Origin of the sequence: Reyranella sp., from assembly GCF_044224635.1 — a bacterium.
GTDB lineage: Bacteria > Pseudomonadota > Alphaproteobacteria > Reyranellales > Reyranellaceae > Reyranella.
The window spans coordinates 1-18,987 of sequence record NZ_JBGAKA010000075.1 but is presented as its reverse complement, the minus strand read 5'-3'; the positions used below and the strand labels follow the sequence as shown (position 1 = coordinate 18,987).

The 18,987-nt window shown below is 62.6% G+C and carries 14 protein-coding genes, 1 tRNA gene, 2 rRNA genes and 2 pseudogenes; 10 read left to right on the top strand and 9 right to left on the bottom strand.

Features of this window, described 5'->3' with window-relative positions; genetic code table 11:
• The first annotated feature begins 67 nt into the window (after positions 1-67).
• The 3 genes from ACILR9_RS36220 (at position 68) to ACILR9_RS36210 (ending at position 3,139) form a co-directional block, all read left to right on the top strand.
• Positions 68-2,797: ribosomal RNA gene (locus ACILR9_RS36220) — 23S ribosomal RNA — on the top strand.
• 94 nt (positions 2,798-2,891) lie between these two features.
• A 5S ribosomal RNA gene (gene rrf, locus ACILR9_RS36215) occupies positions 2,892-3,006 on the top strand.
• A 56-nt stretch (positions 3,007-3,062) separates the two neighbouring features.
• A tRNA-Met gene (locus tag ACILR9_RS36210) sits at positions 3,063-3,139 on the top strand.
• Here ACILR9_RS36210 and ACILR9_RS36205 read toward each other — a convergent pair.
• The 3 genes from ACILR9_RS36205 to ACILR9_RS36195 are packed head-to-tail and all read right to left on the bottom strand — an operon-like array spanning position 3,096 to position 5,527.
• Positions 3,096-4,790, bottom strand: a complete 1,695-nt coding sequence (locus tag ACILR9_RS36205; RefSeq protein ID WP_395714866.1) for a recombinase family protein — start codon at positions 4,788-4,790, stop codon at positions 3,096-3,098. The genes ACILR9_RS36210 and ACILR9_RS36205 overlap by 44 nt on opposite strands.
• A gap of 43 nt (positions 4,791-4,833) precedes the next feature.
• Positions 4,834-5,214 carry a type II toxin-antitoxin system HigA family antitoxin gene (locus ACILR9_RS36200; RefSeq protein WP_395714857.1) on the bottom strand — a complete coding sequence of 127 codons (381 nt, stop codon included), beginning with the start codon at positions 5,212-5,214 and terminating at the stop codon, positions 4,834-4,836.
• Positions 5,204-5,527, bottom strand: coding sequence for a type II toxin-antitoxin system HigB family toxin (locus ACILR9_RS36195; RefSeq protein WP_395714856.1), 324 nt, complete (start codon positions 5,525-5,527; stop codon positions 5,204-5,206). Before ACILR9_RS36195 ends, ACILR9_RS36200 begins: the two co-directional genes overlap by 11 nt.
• A 665-nt stretch (positions 5,528-6,192) precedes the next feature.
• Here ACILR9_RS36195 and ACILR9_RS36190 point away from each other — a divergent pair.
• Positions 6,193-6,495, top strand: a complete 303-nt coding sequence (locus tag ACILR9_RS36190; RefSeq protein ID WP_395714865.1) for a DNA -binding domain-containing protein — start codon at positions 6,193-6,195, stop codon at positions 6,493-6,495.
• An 89-nt stretch (positions 6,496-6,584) separates the two neighbouring features.
• On the opposite strand, the gene ACILR9_RS36185 is transcribed toward ACILR9_RS36190, so the two are convergent.
• Positions 6,585-8,750 carry a heavy metal translocating P-type ATPase gene (locus tag ACILR9_RS36185; protein ID WP_395714855.1) on the bottom strand — a complete coding sequence of 722 codons (2,166 nt, stop codon included), beginning with the start codon at positions 8,748-8,750 and terminating at the stop codon, positions 6,585-6,587.
• 69 nt (positions 8,751-8,819) lie between these two features.
• Between ACILR9_RS36185 and ACILR9_RS36180 the strand changes: the two genes are divergently transcribed.
• On the top strand, positions 8,820-9,230 hold the full coding sequence (locus ACILR9_RS36180; protein ID WP_395714854.1) for a helix-turn-helix domain-containing protein: 411 nt from the start codon (positions 8,820-8,822) through the stop codon (positions 9,228-9,230).
• 104 nt (positions 9,231-9,334) lie between these two features.
• Here ACILR9_RS36180 and ACILR9_RS36175 read toward each other — a convergent pair whose 3' ends face one another.
• Positions 9,335-10,660 (bottom strand): toll/interleukin-1 receptor domain-containing protein, encoded by a 1,326-nt coding sequence (locus tag ACILR9_RS36175; protein ID WP_395714853.1) that lies wholly within the window; start codon positions 10,658-10,660, stop codon positions 9,335-9,337.
• A 75-nt stretch (positions 10,661-10,735) separates the two neighbouring features.
• Between ACILR9_RS36175 and ACILR9_RS36170 the strand changes: the two genes are divergently transcribed.
• The 4 genes and pseudogenes from ACILR9_RS36170 (at position 10,736) to ACILR9_RS36155 (ending at position 12,729) form a co-directional block, all read left to right on the top strand.
• Positions 10,736-11,098, top strand: a complete 363-nt coding sequence (locus ACILR9_RS36170) for a putative sulfate/molybdate transporter (protein WP_395714852.1) — start codon at positions 10,736-10,738, stop codon at positions 11,096-11,098.
• Between the two features lie 85 nt (positions 11,099-11,183).
• Positions 11,184-12,062, top strand: a pseudogene (locus ACILR9_RS36165) (ParB/RepB/Spo0J family partition protein); the annotation flags it as partial.
• Positions 12,049-12,468 (top strand): annotated as a pseudogene (locus ACILR9_RS36160) (TrbI/VirB10 family protein); the annotation flags it as partial. The pseudogenes ACILR9_RS36165 and ACILR9_RS36160, both read left to right, overlap by 14 nt.
• A gap of 3 nt (positions 12,469-12,471) precedes the next feature.
• Positions 12,472-12,729 carry a DUF2274 domain-containing protein gene (locus tag ACILR9_RS36155; protein ID WP_395714851.1) on the top strand — a complete coding sequence of 86 codons (258 nt, stop codon included), beginning with the start codon at positions 12,472-12,474 and terminating at the stop codon, positions 12,727-12,729.
• On the opposite strand, the gene ACILR9_RS36150 is transcribed toward ACILR9_RS36155, so the two are convergent.
• From ACILR9_RS36150 to ACILR9_RS36135, 4 genes are all read right to left on the bottom strand, one after another.
• Positions 12,702-13,613 (bottom strand): LysR family transcriptional regulator, encoded by a 912-nt coding sequence (locus ACILR9_RS36150; protein WP_395714850.1) that lies wholly within the window; start codon positions 13,611-13,613, stop codon positions 12,702-12,704. The two genes, ACILR9_RS36155 and ACILR9_RS36150, sit on opposite strands and share 28 nt — an antisense overlap.
• Before the next feature lie 659 nt (positions 13,614-14,272).
• A complete protein-coding gene (locus ACILR9_RS36145) occupies positions 14,273-15,031 on the bottom strand; it encodes a copper resistance protein B (RefSeq protein WP_395714849.1) in 759 nt (252 codons plus the stop codon).
• Complete coding sequence (locus tag ACILR9_RS36140; protein WP_395714848.1) at positions 15,028-16,914, bottom strand: copper resistance system multicopper oxidase; 1,887 nt, start codon at positions 16,912-16,914, stop codon at positions 15,028-15,030. The genes ACILR9_RS36145 and ACILR9_RS36140 overlap by 4 nt, the downstream gene beginning before the upstream one ends.
• A complete protein-coding gene (locus tag ACILR9_RS36135) occupies positions 16,914-17,231 on the bottom strand; it encodes a copper-binding protein (RefSeq protein WP_395714847.1) in 318 nt (105 codons plus the stop codon). Before ACILR9_RS36135 ends, ACILR9_RS36140 begins: the two co-directional genes overlap by 1 nt.
• Before the next feature lie 903 nt (positions 17,232-18,134).
• Between ACILR9_RS36135 and ACILR9_RS36130 the strand changes: the two genes are divergently transcribed.
• A partial coding sequence (locus ACILR9_RS36130; protein WP_395714846.1) for an IS256 family transposase occupies positions 18,135-18,987 on the top strand: 853 nt, incomplete at its 3' end.

The window sequence follows — 18,987 nt, the reverse complement described above, 5'->3', positions numbered from 1 at the left end:
GTCCCCTGCACGGAACGAGCCGAGGTGGCGATCGAGAGATTGTCACTTCGCTGACAAGACGTTGTGAGATCAAGCACAACAAGGGCGTTTGGCGGATGCCTTGGCACTGAGAGGCGAAGAAGGACGTGGCAGGCTGCGAAAAGCTTCGGGGAGTTGCCAGCACACATTGATCCGAAGATATCCGAATGGGGAAACCCCATCCATCAGGATGATCGTCGACTGAATCCATAGGTCGACGAGGCGAACCCGGGGAACTGAAACATCTCAGTACCTGGAGGAAAGGACATCAACCGAGACTCCGTTAGTAGTGGCGAGCGAACGCGGACCAGGCCAGTGGTACGATCGTAAGAACCGGAACGCTCTGGAAAGGGCGGCCATAGCGGGTGATAGCCCCGTACGGGTAGAAAGCGGTTGTATCCTCGAGTAGGGCGGGACACGTGAAATCCTGTCTGAACGTGGGGGGATCACCCTCCAAGCCTAAGTACTCCTCAGTGACCGATAGTGAACAAGTACCGTGAGGGAAAGGTGAAAAGCACCCCGACAAGGGGAGTGAAAGAGACCTGAAACCGAACGCCTACAAACAGTCGGAGGGCGCGAGCCTGACGGCGTACCTTTTGTATAATGGGTCAGCGACTTACTCTGTGCAGCAAGCTTAAGCCGATAGGCGTAGGCGCAGCGAAAGCGAGTCTGAATAGGGCGCTTAGTTGCACGGAGTAGACCCGAAACCGGGTGATCTAGTCATGGGCAGGTTGAAGGCGTGGTAACGCGCGCTGGAGGACCGAACCGGTTACCGTTGCAAAGGTATCGGATGACCTGTGATTAGGGGTGAAAGGCCAACCAAACTCGGAAATAGCTGGTTCTCCGCGAAAACTATTTAGGTAGTGCGTCGTGTGATTACCGTCGGGGGTAGAGCACTGGATGGGCTAGGGGGATCCAAAGTCTTACCAAACCTAACCAAACTCCGAATACCGGCGAGTGCAGCACGGCAGACAGACGGCGGGTGCTAAGGTCCGTCGTCGAGAGGGAAACAGCCCAGACCGCCAGCTAAGGTCCCCAAGTCATGGCTAAGTGGGAAAGGATGTGGGAAGGCCAAAACAACCAGGAGGTTGGCTTAGAAGCAGCCATCCTTTAAAGAAAGCGTAATAGCTCACTGGTCTAAGCAAGCCAGCCTGCGCCGAAGATGTACCGGGGCTCAAGCCATGCACCGAAGCTGCGGACTCGAAAGAGTGGTAGCGGAGCGTTCCGTAAGCCTGAGAAGGGAGACCCGTGAGGGCTCCTGGAGGTATCGGAAGCGAGAATGCTGACATGAGTAGCGATAAGAAGCGTGAGAGACGCTTCCGCCGTAAGTCCAAGGGTTCCTGCGCAAGGTCAATCCGCGCAGGGTTAGCCGGCCCCTAAGGTGAGGGCGACAGCCGTAACCGATGGGAACCACGTGAATATTCGTGGGCCTGCTGGAAGTGACGGATCCCGACAGTGGTCCTGGCTCGTTGGCGAATGCCAGGGCGGCCGAGGGGTTCCAGGAAACAGCTCCAGCATATAGACCGTACCCTAAACCGACACAGGTGGACTGGTAGAGTATACCAAGGCGCTTGAGGGAACGGTGTTGAAGGAACTAGGCAATTTACCCCCGTAACTTCGGGATAAGGGGGCCTCCGTCGGTCACGACGGAGGGGCACAGACCAGGGGGTGGCGACTGTTTAACAAAAACACAGGGCTCTGCTAAGCCGTGAGGCGAAGTATAGGGTCTGACGCCTGCCCGGTGCCGGAAGGTTAAGAGGAGAGGTTCACGCCTTGAATCGAAGCCCCGGTAAACGGCGGCCGTAACTATAACGGTCCTAAGGTAGCGAAATTCCTTGTCGGGTAAGTTCCGACCTGCACGAATGGCGTAACGACTTCCCCGCTGTCTCCAACACCGGCTCGGCGAAATTGAATTCCCCGTGAAGATGCGGGGTACCCGCAGTTAGACGGAAAGACCCCGTGCACCTTTACTACAACTTTGCAGTGGCATTAGAGAATGGATGTGTAGGATAGGCGGGAGCCTTAGAAGCATCGGCGCCAGCTGGTGTGGAGGCACCCTTGAAATACCGCCCTTTTGTTGTTTGATGTCTAACCGCGGTCGGTCATCCCGATCCGGGACCCTGCATGGTGGGTAGTTTGACTGGGGCGGTCGCCTCCCAAAGAGTAACGGAGGCGCGCGATGGTGGGCTCAGGCCGGTCGGAAATCGGCTGCTGAGTGCAATGGCACAAGCCCGCCTGACTGCGAGACTGACAAGTCGAGCAGGGACGAAAGTCGGCCATAGTGATCCGGTGGTTCCGCGTGAGTGGGCCATCGCTCAACGAATAAAAGGTACGCCGGGGATAACAGGCTGATACCACCCAAGCGTCCACAGCGACGGTGGTGTTTGGCACCTCGATGTCGACTCATCACATCCTGGGGCTGGAGCAGGTCCCAAGGGTTCGGCTGTTCGCCGATTAAAGTGGTACGTGAGTTGGGTTCAAAACGTCGTGAGACAGTTTGGTCCCTATCTGCTGTGGGTGTTCGAGACTTGAGAGGAGCCGTCCTTAGTACGAGAGGACCGGGATGGACGTACCTCTGGTGTACCAGTTGTGACGCCAGTCGCAGCGCTGGGTAGCTATGTACTGAAGGGATAAACGCTGAAAGCATCTAAGCGTGAAACCCGCCTCGAAACTAGGTCTCGCCGAGAGCCGTGGAAGACGACCACGTTGATAGGCCGCATGTGCAAGTGCAGCGATGCATTCAGCTTAGCGGTACTAATAGCTCGATCGGCTTGATCTCATCGTTCCGTGCAGCGGTCGACGTCCGCTGCCGGCCGCGATTGCCCGAGGGCATTTGCCCGCACGACAAGACCTCTTCCTGTGCGTTTCGACGACCTGGTGGTTGTAGCGAGGGGTGAACACCCGATCCCATTCCGAACTCGGCCGTGAAAACCCTCAGCGCCGATGGTACTGTGTCTCAAGACACGGGAGAGTAGGTCGCTGCCAGGTCTTCCAAGCGCACAGGACGTTCCGATGAACGGCGGCCCGAGCGCGCCCGGATTTGACGCGGGGTGGAGCAGCCCGGTAGCTCGTCAGGCTCATAACCTGAAGGTCGTAGGTTCAAATCCTGCCCCCGCAACCACCGAGACCGACATTCCCGCGGCTTCCGCTGAGGGGATGTCGGTTTTTCCTTTTGTGCCAATAGCTTGCGCTTCGATCCAGCTCAGGATCGTGCCCAGGTCGCCGTGCAAGGTCGCGTCGATCTCGCCCCGGGCGGGACCTGGCCGCAGCGTGATCTTCTCGATCAAGCCGCGAATCGCTTCGGCCGCCTCGGACCGATCCTTCGGGTTGTTGAGCGCGGCCGCCAGCCGTTGGACCTTCTTTCGATACACACCTGACACGTTCGGCAGAATGTCCGGTACGTCTGCGGGCACCTCGGCCAGGCGCGCGATCAGGTCCGCCTTCTGGCGTTCCAGATCTTCCATGCGTGCCTTCATCGACGGCTGATAGAGGCCTTCTTCGATTGCCGCGATCATTGCGGCGATCGCCTTCTCGGCCTTGGCCAGCTCCATGCGCCAGCCGTCGCCATTGGCCCGCCGCTCCCGGTTGAGCCGGTTCGTTTCCTCGGCGTAGGCGCGCATCGCTTCGGCCGCCATCTCCGGCGCCATCATCCGGTCCTTGAGACCGGCGAGCACCCGTTCCTCAAGGTTGGTGCGCGCGATCGTCCGGCTGTTGGTGCAGGAGCCATTGGCCACGTGGGCCGAGCAGGCATAGCGGTCCTGGCCGCGCAACGAGTAGGGACCCCCACAGACCCCGCAATAGATCAGCCCGGAAAACAGCGCCTTGGGCCGGTGCAAGCCATTCAGGCGGTTCGAGTGGGCCTCGCGTACCGCCTCGATGACGTTGGCGTACTTGTCGGCGACCTCCCGCTGGCGCGCCTTCACGGACCGCCAGGCCTCATCGTCGATGATCCGGAGTTCCGGCACCTCGGTCACGATCCATTCCGTTTCCGGGTTCATGCGCGATACCCGCCGGCCGGTGCTGGGATCCTTGACGTATCGCTGCCGGTTCCAGACCAGCCGGCCGACGTAGAGCTCGTTGTTTATGATGCCGGTGCCGCGCTTCACATGCCCACGGATCGTCGTGTCATTCCACAGGCTGCCGTCGGGACCCACGATGCCCTCGGCATTCAGCGCCTTTGCGATCGCGCGCGGGCCGACGCCGGATGCGAACTGCTCGAAGATACGCCGCACGACGACGGCCTGCGCCTCATCGATCTCGCGGTCGCCGCGGATCGGCTCACCGCTCGCATCCAGCTTCTTCACCACGCGATAGCCGTAGCAAAGGCCACCGCCGGCCTTGCCCTGCTCGACGCGGCCGCGGAGGCCGCGATGCGTCTTCGCGGCAAGGTCCTTGAGCAAGAGAGCGTTCATCGTGCCCTTCAGGCCGACATGCAGCTCGCTGATCTCTCCTTCGGCCAGGGTGACGATGGGGACGCCGGCGAAGCGCAGATGCTTGAACAACGTCGCGACGTCGGCTTGATCACGGCTGATGCGATCGAGCGCTTCCGCCAGCACGATGTCGAACTGGCCGCGCTGTGCATCTTGCAGGAGAGTCTGGATGCCCGGTCGAAGGATCATGCTCGCGCCGGAGATGCCGGCGTCCTTGTAAGCCGCGACGACTTTCCAGTTCTCGCGCTTCGCCTGCTCGCGGCAGATGCGGAACTGGTCCTCGATGGAGGCTTCGCGCTGACTGTCGGACGAATATCGGGCGTAAAGCGCAACACGGGTCATGGAAGATCTCCGGTTGCTCGGCGTGCGCCGAGCGTAAGTCTCCTCAGGCCGCTTCCTTATGGCCAGTCGGCCGGATCAAGACCTCGGCTGAGATGCCGAGCTTCTTGTGCAGTTGGCGGATCATCTCGATCGACAGGCCGCGCTTGCGGTTCAGCACTTCGGCGACACGGTTGCGGGCGCCGATCATCGGCTCGAGATCCTTCCGCGACAGGCCTTGCTGCTCCATGCGAAACAGGATCGCCTCGATCGGATCGGGCGGGTCCATCGGATAGTGCTTCGCCTCATAGGCCTCGATCAACGTCGCCAATATGTCGAGCCGGTCGCCTCTTGGCGTGCCGCTCTTGGCGCCCCACAGGCGCTCGACCTCGGCCAGTGCCGCCTCGTAGTCCTTCCTAGTGCGGATCGGCTTCAGCTCACTCGCCATGCTCAACCTCCGTCACGTCAATCCTGTCGTATGCCTTGTGCGTCCCGATCCATTTTATCCAGACGATGCTCTTCTCGAAATCCACCGACACGACAAGCCGATAGTCATTGCCCTTGATGTTGAAGATGATCCGCTCGGCGCTGACGATGCTTGCCGTGGCATAGAGCCTCTTCACATCAGCAGAACTTGTCCAGACCGCCTTGCTGACTTCGTCGAACCAGGCATCGAGGGCGGCTTTTGCGGCCCGTTGATCCTTCCGCCCGGCCAGGCTTTCGACAAACTCCCGCAAGGTGCGGCGGGCAATGATCCTCATCAGGCCTCCTTGTAGCGCGGTCCCATTATGGGATCAAGACATTTGTGCCGACACGGCCGATCGGATCAGTCTCTTGAGCTGAGCGTGGAGCGGCTGGCTATGGGCTTCGTTCGTGGGGAAGCCTTCGCCCGCCTGCGTTCGAAGGCTTCGCGGGCCATCTGGCGACCAAGGAGCCGGGCGAGGCGTCGGACTGCATTGTCGACACGCGAGTTTGTCGCTGGGATCTTGTCACCCGCCACGAACTCCGTGGTCTCGGTCGAAGGCCTTCCGGACTTATTTCCCATTCTCCTTGTCCCAGGCCGAACGGCCTTCCCGCATAAGAAGGGACAGCACGGCGGTCTGGAAAGTGCCGCCCAGGGCTTGTGCGGAATTCGGCTACTGCAGCGAGGGAATAGGACGGTGCCCAGAGAAGCGGCGACGCGTGCGCCCCTCCGTTCGAGTCATTCAGACGTCCAGTCCGTCATGAGGCACAGTGGCGACGGCAAGCTACCGGCTTCCCAAGCTCACCGGGCGCTCAGGAGCGATGCGTCAGGTGCATTAGCTCGATCAGGAGGCGCCAAGCGCTCGGATGCCTTGCGGGCACCGCAACGGGCGTTGCAGTCGACGGGATGATGCGGTGCGCTCGTGGGACTCCCGGCTGAGCCTTGGCTCCCTACGTTTTGGGTATGTGCGAGACACCCACTGTCGCCGAATCCGCTCCAGACGTTGCAGAACTGACGGCCTACGACATCCGGCATTCGATCACCTATCTTCGCCTTCTCGATGCAGACAACGAGGGCGCTGATCGGGAGGAAGTGGCCAGAATCGTTCTGGGGCTTGATCCGGCTAAAGACGAAAATGGCGCGAGGCGAACCTGGGCAAGCCATCTTGCCCGGGCGAGATGGATGTCCAGGGAGGGTTACCGGTTGCTGCTCAGCGTGGACCGGGAGCTTTGGGAGGCCAATCGTCCACGTCGGCTTGACTCATGACGTTTCCATGAACCGAGTTCGAACCTCGGCGTGGAAGGTCCCTCTGGGCAGCGAGGTTCGAGCCGCGGTTGGTAGGAAATTGCTACCCTCTATTGCTTCAAGTCGTCAGACGGCGCGGTCTGGCGCAACAGGCGCAACGCATTGGCGGTGACGAGCACTGTCGCGCCGGTATCGGCAAGGATCGCCATCCAGAGCGGCGTGGCCCCAAGCAGGGTCGTCAATAGGAAGACGCCCTTCAAGCCCAGGGCGATGGTGATGTTTTGCCAGATGTTGGCCAGGGTCGCCCTGGACAGCGACAGGAGCTCGGCCACGCCGACCAGTCGGTTCTTCAGGAGAGCGGCCTCCGCCGTCTCGAGCGCGACATCGGTGCCCCCACCCATGGCGATGCCGACGGAAGAGGCGGCCAGCGCAGGGGCGTCATTGATGCCGTCGCCGACCATGGCAATCGGCGCCTGGCTCTTGTAGGCCGCGATCGCTTCGAGCTTCGCGTCCGGCAGCAGCTCGGCCTTGTACTCGATGCCGAGCGTAGCGGAGATCGCCGCGGCGGTACGGGCGTTGTCGCCCGTCAGCATCACGGGAGTGACGCCGAGGGCGCGCAGCCTGGCGAGGCCTTCCTCCGCATCGGGACGAGGCTCGTCGCGTAGGGCAATCAAACCCAGAGGCCGCTTGCCCTCGCTGACCACGACCACCGTCTTGCCGTCGCCTTCGAGCGCTTCGATCCTTTGACGGACGTCATGAGCCAATTCGCCCTGCTCGGCTGCGTGACGAGGGGAGCCGACCGACACGAAGCCCGACCTGATCCGGCCTGTCACGGCCTTGCCGGGCGTTGCGACGCTACCGCCGAACGCCCGGGGGATGTCGAGCGAACGCGCTTCGGCTTCGGCCTCGATGGCCACACCCAGGGGATGGCTCGAGCCGCGCTCGACCGCAGCCGCCTTGGCCAGGACGTCGGCGTCGATGCCGTCGATCGCGACGACGTCCGTGACACGCGGATGGCCGCCGGTCAGCGTGCCGGTCTTGTCGAAGGCGATCGTCTTCACCTTGCCCAGCATCTCCAGAGCAGCGCCGCCCTTGACGAGGAGGCCGCGTCGCGCGCCGGCTGCGAGGCCCGAGGCGATGGCCGCCGGGGTGGAGATGACGAGAGCGCACGGGCAGGCGATGAGGAGCGTCGCCAGGCCGCGATAGATCCAGGTGTGCCAGTCAGCGCCAACCATGAGAGGCGGCCCGATCATGACGAGTCCAGCCGCCGCCATGGCCGCGGGCGTGTACCACGCCGAGAAGCGATCGATGAACCGGGCGGTCGGCGCCTTGGAAGCCTGGGCTTCCTCCACAACGTGGATGATCCGCGCGATCGTGTTGTCGGCAGCCGCGTGCGTGAGCCGCACGCGCAGCATGCCGTTCGCGTTGACGCTGCCGGCGAACACCTTGTCGCCGACGGCCTTTGCGGCGGGGACGGACTCGCCGGTCACGGGTGCTTCGTTCACCTCGGACTGGCCGTCGATGACCTCACCGTCGGAGGGGATACGATCCCCGGGTCGTACCACGACGGTATCGCCGACCCTGAGGCGCTCGATCGGCACTTCCTTGATCTCGCCAGCTTCTTCGATCCGGGCGACGCGCGGAACGAGATCGATCAGCGCCTTGATGCCCGCTCGCGCGCGACCTGCGGCGACAGTCTCCAGCAGTTCGCCGACGGCGAAGAGGAAGATGACCACGGCTGCTTCCTCGGCGGCCTCGATGGCGAGGGCACCGACCGCAGCCACCGTCATCAGGGTCTCGATGGTGAAGGGCGTTCCGGACAGCGTGCCGGCAAAGGCCCGGCGGGCAATCGGCACGACGCCGACGATCGCCGCGACGCCGTACGCCCAGAAAGAGTATTCGGGCTTGATCACCGAGATCGCTGCCGCCGCCGCCAGCAGAGCAGCCAAGCCCAGCACCGTGCGGCCCTTACGCGTTCGCCACCAGGGCTGGTCACGGCCATCGCTCTCGTCCCGGCCGCCGCGTTGGCGAGCCGCCGTGTCGTCCATGGCGATCGGGACATAGCCCAGCGAACGGATCTTGCCTTCTACCGCCGCCAGCGAGGTCCGGTTCTCGTCGACCTGCAGGGAGAGCATTTCGGTCGCGTAGTTCACGTTGATGTCGGCCAGCCCGGGAAGCCGGTTCAAGGCGGTCTCGATCTTGAGGGCACAGGCACTGCAATCCATGCCCTCCACGCGCAGACGAAGGGCGGCCGACGTTGGGGACGCGGTAGCCATGGGACCATCACCTCGACATCTTCGATGCGACCTCCCATATGGACCCTCTAGTCACTACAGGGTCAATCCATGAAGGGCAGTCATCTGACGATCGGGGAGCTTGGCCGGCGGACCGATACGAAAGTGGAAACCATCCGCTACTACGAGCAGGTCGGACTGTTACCCGCGCCGACCCGCACGCCGGGCAACTATCGGGCCTACGATACGGCGCACTTGAAGAGACTGAGCTTCATCCGGCGCTCCCGCGAGCTGGGCTTTTCGATCGACCAGATCCGCGCCTTGCTGGATCTGGCCGATCAGCGAGAGCGGTCCTGCGAGGCCGTCGATGTCATCGCCAAGCAGCACCGGGCCGAAGTCGACCGAAAGATCGCGGACTTGCGCGCCTTGCGGCGCGAGCTCGACAGCATGATCGATCAATGCCGCCACGGCACGGTTGCGGAGTGCCGGATCATCGAATCGCTATCGCCCTCTGCCCGCTAGGCGGCTCTGGCCGCGGCAAAACCTAGGTTGGGAGCACAGTTCCCAGTCAACCTATGCCGGTCGAAAGCGGCAGCCTTAATGCGGGACGAGATCCGGGACCTGCATCAACCGTGATCGCGGACAAAGCGGCGCGTGTGATCAGTGATGCGGAGATGTGACATGCACCAATCTCCAGAATTCAGTGCCTTGAACGAATCGATTAGCTTTGCATCGTCGAGATAATTGAGTGCGCTGTTGAGGCGACGCGGCGACCAGTCGGGAAAGTGCTTTGCGAGTTCTTCAATGAACATCTTCTGGATCTCTTGGCTCACCAGCCAATTCGCGACGGAAACGGCGTCCGTCTTCGGATTGAATTCGAGAAAGTATTGATCGAACTCCACGAACAGGCCAATCGTCGGTCCAAATGAGGCATTCGGATTTCGTTCCAGTGATCGCTTGATCAGGCCCGCGCCCTCGAGGTCGAGGACACCCAGCCGTATGTCTTCCTCGGGAAGGCCAGTGGCCTCTGCCACAGTGGCCGCCCTGGCTTGCGGATCGAAATGGCGGCCGAGCTTGCTATTGCGGACAAGGTATTCCGCGACGGCTACCGCAGACGCCGCCCATGCTTTCAGACCTTCCGGTTGTGGTTTCACATAGTGCGGCGCGGCGCCTCGTTGGGGTTTTTGGCTCGCGCCGTGAATGTCCGCGATCAGCCCCTCAACTTCGCCCGCATCTTCGAGATTTATCTCGGGGCAGCGCAGTGTGCGAAGAAACGGTGACAAGTCCTTTACGCCAACACCTACACGGATACCCATGAAGCGCGATTCCTTATCGATGGCGCGGACGAATCCGGCATCGATCTCAGTCTCGACCCACGGCTTGTGCAAAGAACGTGGCGTGAGAAGAACGACGAAATGCGTACAGGTACCGAGACCCTCTTCCATCTTGCGCCGTAAGCTATCGCCCGTGCGGATTTCCCATTCGTCAAACCAGACTTCGATGCCTTTGGCGAGCATGGCCTCGGCAAGAGGCTTCGCTAGCGTGTTGTGGTCTTCAGAGGCGTGGGCCAGGTAGACGCGGGGAAAGGTCTTAGGCACCGGCAGTGTGGTCATCTCAACCGAACCCTTTTCGATGCCAAGACGCTTCTCAAGCTCCCGTGCGAAGGCCGCGGAGCCGCTGGTGCGGAGCGCCAAGCTGGATGAGCCGTTTCTGCGGACAAAAACCTCCGCATGTTTACCCGTCTCCGGATCGACAATGGACGCGGCAACAGCGTGGACTCGCTGTTGAAGCTCCTTCATTCCCGCGTCAACCACGTCCGATTGAAGCTTGCGGAAGAATTCCTGTTGGCTAACGCGGCGGCCACCGCTTCGGAACTCAAACATGCTGTTCGCGCAATGAAGAGGATGGATGACGCATTGGCCGAGGGTAGAACAATTGAAGAACAGATTCAACGTCGGCAGTACCCTATCGCGTGCCTTTGCCCGGGCCGGACCCATTGGCGACCGGCTCGCGTGCTAGCATTAGCCATGAGCCTAGAGGAACCAAAAGCGCCGCTGGCAGTTCAACCGCTGGCGAACCGCTTCGATCGAATGGAATGGGCCGGCGCGTTTGGCGACGTAGGTACGCTTGTGCCGTTCGTGGTCGCCTATATCGCCGTTCTTGGCGTTGATCCGTTTGGCGTTCTGTTCGCTTTCGGCGTCTCGCTGATCGTGTGCGGCCTCTACTACAAGACGCCGTTTCCAGTGCAGCCCATGAAGGCGATCGGCGCCGTGGCGACGACGCAGGCAGCACAGACGGCGACGATCGCTGGGTGCGCAGGGAGGCTCTATGATGCCCACTTGCGCGAGAGACAGAACACCGCAGCCTCACCTTACCCGCTCGCGAGCTGAGGAGAGTGAAAGGGCTGCGCCGGCTTCCGTGGCGGATTGGAGGTCAAGAGAGAGTCTCTTGGTCGTCCGTCGTGGAGTATCCCTCATGGCAAAGGCCGTTCAGAAGATCATCCTCAGTGCCTCGCGCGACATCCCCTTCAACAAGCTGGTGCTCAGCCAGTCCAACGTCCGGCGCCTGAAGGCGGGCGTCTCGATCGAGGACCTGGCCGAGGACATCGCCCGGCGCGGGCTCCTGCAGAGCCTCAACGTCCGGCCGATCCTCGATGCCGAAGGCGCCGAGACCGGCATGTTCGAGATCCCCGCCGGCGGCCGCCGCTACCGGGCCCTCGAGCGGCTCGTGAAGCAGAAGCGCCTTGCCAAGACGGCGCCGATCCCCTGCATCGTGCGCGACGCCTCGGTCCAGATCTCGGCCGAGGAGGATTCGCTGGCCGAGAACCTCCAGCGCGTCGCCCTGCATCCGCTGGACCAGTTCCGTGCTTTCAAGGTGCTGCGCGACCAGAGCGTCGGCGAGGAGGAGATCGCCGCCCGCTTCTTCGTGCCGCCGGCCGTGGTGAAGCAGCGGCTGCGCCTGGCTTCAGTGTCCGAGAAGCTCCTCGACATCTATGCCGAGGACGGCATGACCCTGGAGCAGCTCATGGCCTTCACGGTCAGCACCGACCATGCCCGGCAGGAGCAGGTCTGGGAGGCATTGCAGCAGTCCTACAACAAGGAGCCTTACCTGATCCGCCGCCAGCTCACCGAGAGCGCCGTGCGCGCATCGGATCGCCGGGCGCGGTTTGTCGGGCTCGATGCATATGAGGCAGCAGGTGGCACGGTCCTGCGCGATCTGTTCGAGGACGATGGCGGCGGCTGGCTCCAGGACGTGGCTCTACTCGATCGCCTGGCCACTGAGAGGCTGGCGGCCGAAGCCGAGAAGATCACCGCCGAAGGCTGGAAATGGATCGAGGTCCCAGGGCACGCGCATCATCGGCCAATACGACAGCAATGTGCAGTTCGGCCAAGGACGCGTCTTGCTGGTCTGGAACCGGCTGATATTCCCGAACGGCCGGTCGATCGTCCTCGAGCGGCAGCCCGGCGCCGACGCCGAGGGTTATGCCGGCCTTCAGGACGGCGTCGACTATCATTGGTGGGATCTCGCCAAGGCGGCAGGCCTGTCAACCTTGCTCAGCATCGGTGCCGAGCTGGCCACCAACAACGACGATGCGCTGATCCGGGCGATCCGCAACGGCGGTCAGGACACGATCAATGATGCCGGCCAGCAGATCATCCGGCGGCAGCTCAACGTCGCACCGACGTTGACCATCCGGCCAGGTTTTCCCGTGCGCATCATCGTCACGCGGGACTTGGTCCTCGAACCGTTTGGAGGCTAGCCCATGGCCAAGCTGAAGCTTGGACCCCTCGAGAGCGACCGGCCCGTGAAGTTGACCGTTGAACTGCCGGCGGCAGTCCACCGCGACCTGCTGGCCTATGCCGAGGTGCTAGGACGCGAGACGGGACAGCCGATTGCTGACCCGGTGAAGCTGGTTGGGCCGATGCTCGCCCGTTTCATGGCCACGGACCGCGCCTTCGGCAAGGCACGCAAACAGGTGGGTCCATCACATCTTCAGTCGGGATCGCGCAACGCCGGGTAGCGCTCTCGCAGCAATCTCAGGAATGGCGTCAGGGCAGGATTGTCGTTGTCCTTCGACCAATGTGCTGCGAAGCCGATCCGGCACCCGCCCTTGCTGTCGCGTGCTTCACGATAGACGACGCCGGCGTAGTGCGCGCCAAGACAAGCATCGGAGACCAGGGTCACTCCCTGTCCCAATCCGACAAGCGCCTTGATGTTCGCGTGGCTGACATTGTGCTTGACCACCCTGGGGCGGTCACCGGGTGTTGCAAGGTTGGCAATCAGCAGGTCGTGGACGTCGGGACCTGGGTCGTGCTCCCCGATCAGGAAAGTTTCGCCTCTGAGGTCGCCCCAGCTTACGACCTCCTGTGAGGCAAGCGGATGATCCGTCGGCAAGGCGACGAGTATCCGCTCGCTCCATAGTGCCAACGCCTGGCTTTCAGCAAGCGTCGGATTGCCCGTAACGATCGCGACATCGAGCGCATCGATGGCGAGATCGCCGAGCAGACGCTCCCGCGCCGCCTCGACTGTGCGTATCTCCACGGCAGGATAGCGTTGCGCGTAGTCGAGCAGCGTGGCTCGCAAGCTGCCGGCGGACAATGAATTGTAGAAGCCAAGCCGCAGGCGCCCAGCCTCGCCCCGGGCAGCAGCCTTGGCGATGCTGATGGTTCCTTCGACCTCTTGCACGACGCGGCGTGCGCCTGAGATGAAGGCTGCCCCCGCTACTGTCGGCCGCACGCCGGCGCGCGAGCGTTCGAACAGAACGACGTCCAAGCCTGCTTCCAGGTCGCGCACGCAACGGCTCAGCGTGGACTCCTTCAGGCGTAACGCCTCCGCCGCCCGGCGCATGCTGCGGTAATCGGCCGCCGCGATGGCGTAGCGCAACTGCCTAAGATCGACCGGCAATGCCTTTTCCCTCATGCTATTTCAATTGCGTAGCCGCCGGCCGCCATCACAGTCCCAGTCTCCTCGCCATGGTCGTTGCGATTGCTTGGGCCGGAACGCGATCATTACCTCTGCCATGACGAGCAATCCGGCTCGTTACACAGCAGCGCGCGCAACCGCGTGGTCCGCTGGCTCGGCGCCTTGGAGATTCTGCCTTTGATACCGGCTGTTCGGCACTCGACCATGGTAATTTCGTTGCGCACCATGTGAGCCGCCGGACCCTACCTTAAGCCCGACTCGATCGATCGGAACCCACCGAGGTCGGCGGCGCAGCATTTCGTCTCTGCAAGGCTCTCTGCAAATCGGCCACGGACCAGTGCGGGTGTTGGACGCCAGCCTTTGGTGATCGCTTCAGGATGTCGGCCCAGATCAGCGACGACGTCGCGGATATTCGTCGACTATGAACTTCTGATTCGAGCCCTCTAGCGTCGGGCACTTGAAGGCCCACGAGAGCGGACTCCCTTTTGCTGGCGGGAACTCGCGTCTGAAACAGTGCAAAACGGCACCACTTCATTCTGGCCCTTTGCCTCCCGGCTGTTGGCGCGCATCTGTGCCGCTTGTCGGAGGTCATGTTGTGTTCGTGCCAACTTCCGAGGGCATTGGTTCCATCGCCATTTGCGCTAGAACCATGCACGGAGGCCTACCGTGAACCGAATCTGTTGGGTCGAGCCGCCGGCTGCGCTGACATAGTCGGCAGTCGCGCCGTATTGGCCCAAATAGGTAATGCCGACATAGGGCGCGAACTCGCGCGTAATCTCGTAGCGCAGGCGCAGCCCTACGTCGAGTTCCGACAGGCCGGCGCCAACCAATCGCGCTGGATCATCCTTGGTGTAGAAATTCATTTCGAGTTGCGGCTGCAGGATGAGGCGTTGCGTGATCAACAGGTCGTAGCTGGCCTCCAACCTGGCCGCGAGATGGCCTTCGCCGCTGACGTAGCCTATGGCCGAGACCTTGAAGAACTGGGGCGCCAGCCCCTGGATGCCGATCGCGCCCCAGCCGCGGCTCGGCGCGGAGTCCAGATCGTATCGGATGCCGACGAGAGCGTCGAAGTAAGTGGTGATCGCCCGGCCGTAGAGGAGCTGCTGGATACCGTCGTCCAGCTCGTTGTTGGTGAACCTTCCTTCGCTGAGCAGCCATATCCGGTTCTCGTCCGTGCCCAGCCACCCTTGCGCTGACCACCGGAAGGTGTTGCCTTCGGCGAAGCCGAACCGCCCTTCGAGCTGGTCGAACAACAGATGGGCAAAGATGGCCTGATCCAACATCTTCGGCATGCTGTGCGGCTGTCCCTGGTCGGCGGCAGGTGTCTGCTGGGCGTGGGCGCCGCCCGCGAAAATGGCGACCATAAGAGCAGCGCAGAGAGCGGCGACGAGCTTCTTCATGATATGCGCACCTCGCGCATCATGCCGAGCTCCATGTGGTAGAGGAGGTGGCAGTGGAAGGCCCACCGGCCAGGCTCGTCGGCGCTCACCAGGAAGCTCAGCTTCTCGCCAGGCTTGACCAGGATGGTGTGCTTGTAGGGGCGATAGTCGCTCTGCCCGTTCTCCAGCTCGCTCCACACGCCATGCAGGTGCATGGGATGATCCATCATCGTGTCGTTGATCAAGGTGAAGCGCACGCGCTCGCCGAGCTTCAGCATGATCGGCGCGGCATCCGAGAACTTGATGCCGTCGAGGCTCCACATGAAGCGTTCCATGTTGCCCGTCAGGTGCAGCACGATCTCGCGCGTCGGTGGCCGCAGATCGTTGCCGCGTTTGGCGTTGCGCAGATCGCTGAGCAGCAGCACACGGCGGCCGTTACCGTCGAGACCATCTCCGGCTTCTGAGAGACGCGACTTCGGCGCCATCGCGACATTGTCGACGCCGACCCGGCCTTCAAGCTGGGACGCGGTATTTGCCGCCGACATATCAACCATCGATCCCTGGCTCGGCATTGCGCTACCCGCGCCCGGCATGCCTCCGTGCGCGCTGTGGTCCTGCGGGGTGACAGCGTTTGGTCCCGGCTCCATGCCCGGCATCGAGTGCTGCATTCCAGGCATCGCAGCTTGGTTCCCCGCCGGCATAGTGTGGCCGGCGTGAGGGTTACTCGATGCCGCCGGCACCGCATCACTGGGCGCCGTTCCACCATGCGCGCCGTGCCCAGCCGCACCGTGCTCCATTCCCATGTCGGCCATCGTGCGCATAGGCCGAGGGTCCATCGGCGGTACTGCCGCGCTCATGCCCGACCGTGGGGCCAAGGTGCCGCGGGCGTAGCCCGTGCGATCCTGGGCTTGGGCGAAGATCGTGTAGGCTTGCGCCTCGCGCGGCTCAACGATCACGTCGTACGTCTCGCCCGGACCGATGCGGAATTCATCGACCGTCACCGGCACGATGTCGTTGCCGTCGGTCTGTACCACCGTCATCGGCAAGCCGGGGACGCGCACGTCGAAAATGCTCATGGTCCCGGCGTCGATGAAGCGCAGCCGCACGCGCTCGCCCGGGTGAAACAGCGCCGTCCAGTTGGCGGCTGGCGGCCGGCCGTTCATGAGATAGGTGTAGGTGGCACCCGACACGTCGAGGATATCGGTGGGGGCCATGCGCATATTGCCCCACATCAACCGATCCGACACCGTTGCACCGAGACCGCTGCGACGGCTGTCGTCGATAAACGTCCCCAATGTCCGCTGGCCATAGTTGTAATAGGTGCTCTGGAACTTGAGGTTGCTGATGATTGCAAGCGGGCTCTCGTCGCTCCAGTCCGACAGCACGACGACATAGTCGCGATCGAAGCGTTGCGCGAAGCCTCCCTTGGGCTCGATGACCAGCGAGCCATAGACGCCGGTCTGCTCCTCAGGGCCATGCGCGTGATACCAGTAGGTGCCACTCTGGCGGAGCGCGTACCGATACACGAAGGTCTCACCCGGGGCGATGCCGTTGAAGCTGAAGCCCGGCACACCGTCCATGGGGGAGGGAATGCGCAACCCATGCCAATGGATCGATGTCGTGAAGGCCAGCCGATTAGTAACAGCGAGTGTGACCGTATCACCCTCGCGAAAGCGCAGCGTGGGTCCCGGAACCTGCCCGTTGATGGCGGTGGCGGTCATCGTCCGACCGGTGACGTTGAAGCGCAGAGGTGCAATTTCGAGCTGGAATTCGGTACCGCTCAGCACTGAGGGCGACGCGGCCGACGCGCTCCAAGGAGGCAGCGCCGTGGCAGCGCCCGCAGCCGCAATGCCCTGGACGAAACGACGACGGCCGACAGGTGGCTTGGAAGGATGGCCTGCCATCACTGCCCACCCCCAGCTGTCACTGATTGGATGACGTACATGCCGTCAGGACTCCGATCCATCATGAAGTTGACGCGCGCCCCGGGTTTCAGCGCGCTCAAATCGACAGAGGGAGCCACAGCGAAGTCCATGGTCATGGCCGGCCAGCCGATCGCCGGAATCGCATTGTGGCTCAGATTGACCTTGCGGCTCGCGGGATCGACCGCGTTGACCGTGCCGGTGCCCTGGACGTGTGCCGCTTGTGCCATTTGTGGGGCGGCGGCCGGCGAAGGGCTCACGCTCGGCGTTGCACTATGGCCCATCTTGCTGTGATCCATGGTGCTCTGGCCAGCCGTCGTGATTGACGCGTTGGCCATCGTTGAAGTGGCCTGGTGGGACCCAGTCATCGACGTATGAGCCGCGGAGGCGGCTTGTACCATGCCATATCCCTCGCCCTCGCCCGCCGATCCAACGATGTGGGGAATGCGCGACGAGGCTCCTAGATCGACTGTCGGGGGTGCATTGTCAGATCCCGCTGTCAGAGCGACCGGGCTGGTGCTGGCGCAAGCCGTTGCCAGGAGCAGGAGAGTGGCCGCTGACGGCGCGAGGAACCAACTAGTTCTCATAGGACTTTTACCAACGGTCCGGACGTCCGTGTCCAAGCAAGTGTTAAGCTCTCTCCTCTGCTGATGGGAGGTGCGACCCGGCGATTGGCAAGTCGATCCCATGGCGTCCCTTCGAAAGGTCCAGAACGTATCGACATCGATGCGAAGCTCCTATTCAGCTGAAATCACATCATCGAAAAACATCGCCACAGTCATGCGTTCTCATCATGGGAAACGTAACCGTAGGCGTCGCAACGACCACAGGCGGGGAAACCCCCGACCGTAGTCTTGAGAAAGAACTTCACCGTCCAAGGAACGTCATCTGGCACAGTCGTAAGCGGCAAAGCTCATCCTCCAGCGATGCCGCCAAACCGCATCACTTTGTAAAACATTGGAACAAAGAAGCCGTGCACGCTGTCCAATTTGGGACTCCTCTCCACGCCGCATATTGGGGAATGCTACGCTGGATTGGTTGATCGTGTCCCGGTCAGTGGTGTAATTGGCGGGAGCAAGGCCGCGAGCGAGCGCGCTTTCCACAAGCGCCGTAGCGAGGGAGCGGCCTTGCGGCGGTCATCGGCGATTTTCCGGGTTAGGGTCGGGTTGCGAAGACCAACTCTAGATCCAAGGAAGCCACCGATGACCGATGAGATGATGAACCTGCGCACGCTCGTGGAGAAGACCCCCGACGCCGACCTTTTGCGTGACATGATCGCCTTTGCCGCCGAGCGGCTGATGGAGCTCGAGGTCGGTGCGCTGACCGGAGCGGGCCACGGCGAGAAGAGCCCGAACCGCCTGGTCCAGCGCAACGGCTACCGCGACCGGGACTGGGAGACGCGGGCCGGCACGGTCGAGCTGCGCATCCCCAAGCTGCGCCGCGGCAGCTACTTCCCGGGGTTTCTGGAGCCCCGGCGCATGGCCGAGAAGGCACTGACGGCGGTGATCCAGGAGGCCTACATCCAGGGCATCTCGACCCGGTCGGTCGACGATCTGGTCAAGGCCATGGGCATGAGTGGCATCTCCAAGAGCCAGGTGAGCCGGCTGTGCGAGGACATCGATCAGCGGGTCAAAGCCTTCCTCGACCGGCCGATCGAGGGCGACTGGCCGTATCTGTGGATCGACGCGACCTACGTGAAGGTGCGCCAGGCCGGCCGCATCGTCTCGGTCGCGGTGATTGTCGCCGTTGGCGCCAATAGCGATGGCCGGCGCGAAGTGCTGGGCATGGACATCGGCCCTTCCGAGGCCGAGACCTTCTGGACCGCCTTCCTCAGGAAGCTGGCGCGCCGTGGCCTGCGCGGCGTCAAGCTGGTGATCTCCGATGCTCACGAGGGCATCAAGGCAGCCGTCTCCAAGATCCTCACCGCCACCTGGCAGCGCTGCCGCGTCCACTTCATGCGCAACGCCCTGGCCCACGCCGGCAGGAGCGGTCGTCGGGTCGTCTCGGCCTTCATCGCCACCGCCTTCGCCCAAGACGACGCCAAGGCGGCCAAGC

What these genes read in the sequence shown, in the direction of transcription:
- ACILR9_RS36205 (WP_395714866.1), bottom strand. Translation starts at nt 4,790, where the DNA reads ATGACCCGTGTTGCGCTTTACGCCCGATATTCGTCCGACAGTCAGCGC.
- ACILR9_RS36170 (WP_395714852.1), top strand. Translation starts at nt 10,736, where the DNA reads ATGAGCCTAGAGGAACCAAAAGCGCCGCTGGCAGTTCAACCGCTGGCG.
- ACILR9_RS36135 (WP_395714847.1), bottom strand. Translation starts at nt 17,231, where the DNA reads ATGGATCACAGCAAGATGGGCCATAGTGCAACGCCGAGCGTGAGCCCT.
- ACILR9_RS36195 (WP_395714856.1), bottom strand. Translation starts at nt 5,527, where the DNA reads ATGAGGATCATTGCCCGCCGCACCTTGCGGGAGTTTGTCGAAAGCCTG.
- ACILR9_RS36155 (WP_395714851.1), top strand. Translation starts at nt 12,472, where the DNA reads ATGGCCAAGCTGAAGCTTGGACCCCTCGAGAGCGACCGGCCCGTGAAG.
- ACILR9_RS36140 (WP_395714848.1), bottom strand. Translation starts at nt 16,914, where the DNA reads ATGGCAGGCCATCCTTCCAAGCCACCTGTCGGCCGTCGTCGTTTCGTC.
- ACILR9_RS36190 (WP_395714865.1), top strand. Translation starts at nt 6,193, where the DNA reads ATGTGCGAGACACCCACTGTCGCCGAATCCGCTCCAGACGTTGCAGAA.
- ACILR9_RS36145 (WP_395714849.1), bottom strand. Translation starts at nt 15,031, where the DNA reads ATGAAGAAGCTCGTCGCCGCTCTCTGCGCTGCTCTTATGGTCGCCATT.
- ACILR9_RS36180 (WP_395714854.1), top strand. Translation starts at nt 8,820, where the DNA reads ATGAAGGGCAGTCATCTGACGATCGGGGAGCTTGGCCGGCGGACCGAT.
- ACILR9_RS36200 (WP_395714857.1), bottom strand. Translation starts at nt 5,214, where the DNA reads ATGGCGAGTGAGCTGAAGCCGATCCGCACTAGGAAGGACTACGAGGCG.
- ACILR9_RS36185 (WP_395714855.1), bottom strand. Translation starts at nt 8,750, where the DNA reads ATGGCTACCGCGTCCCCAACGTCGGCCGCCCTTCGTCTGCGCGTGGAG.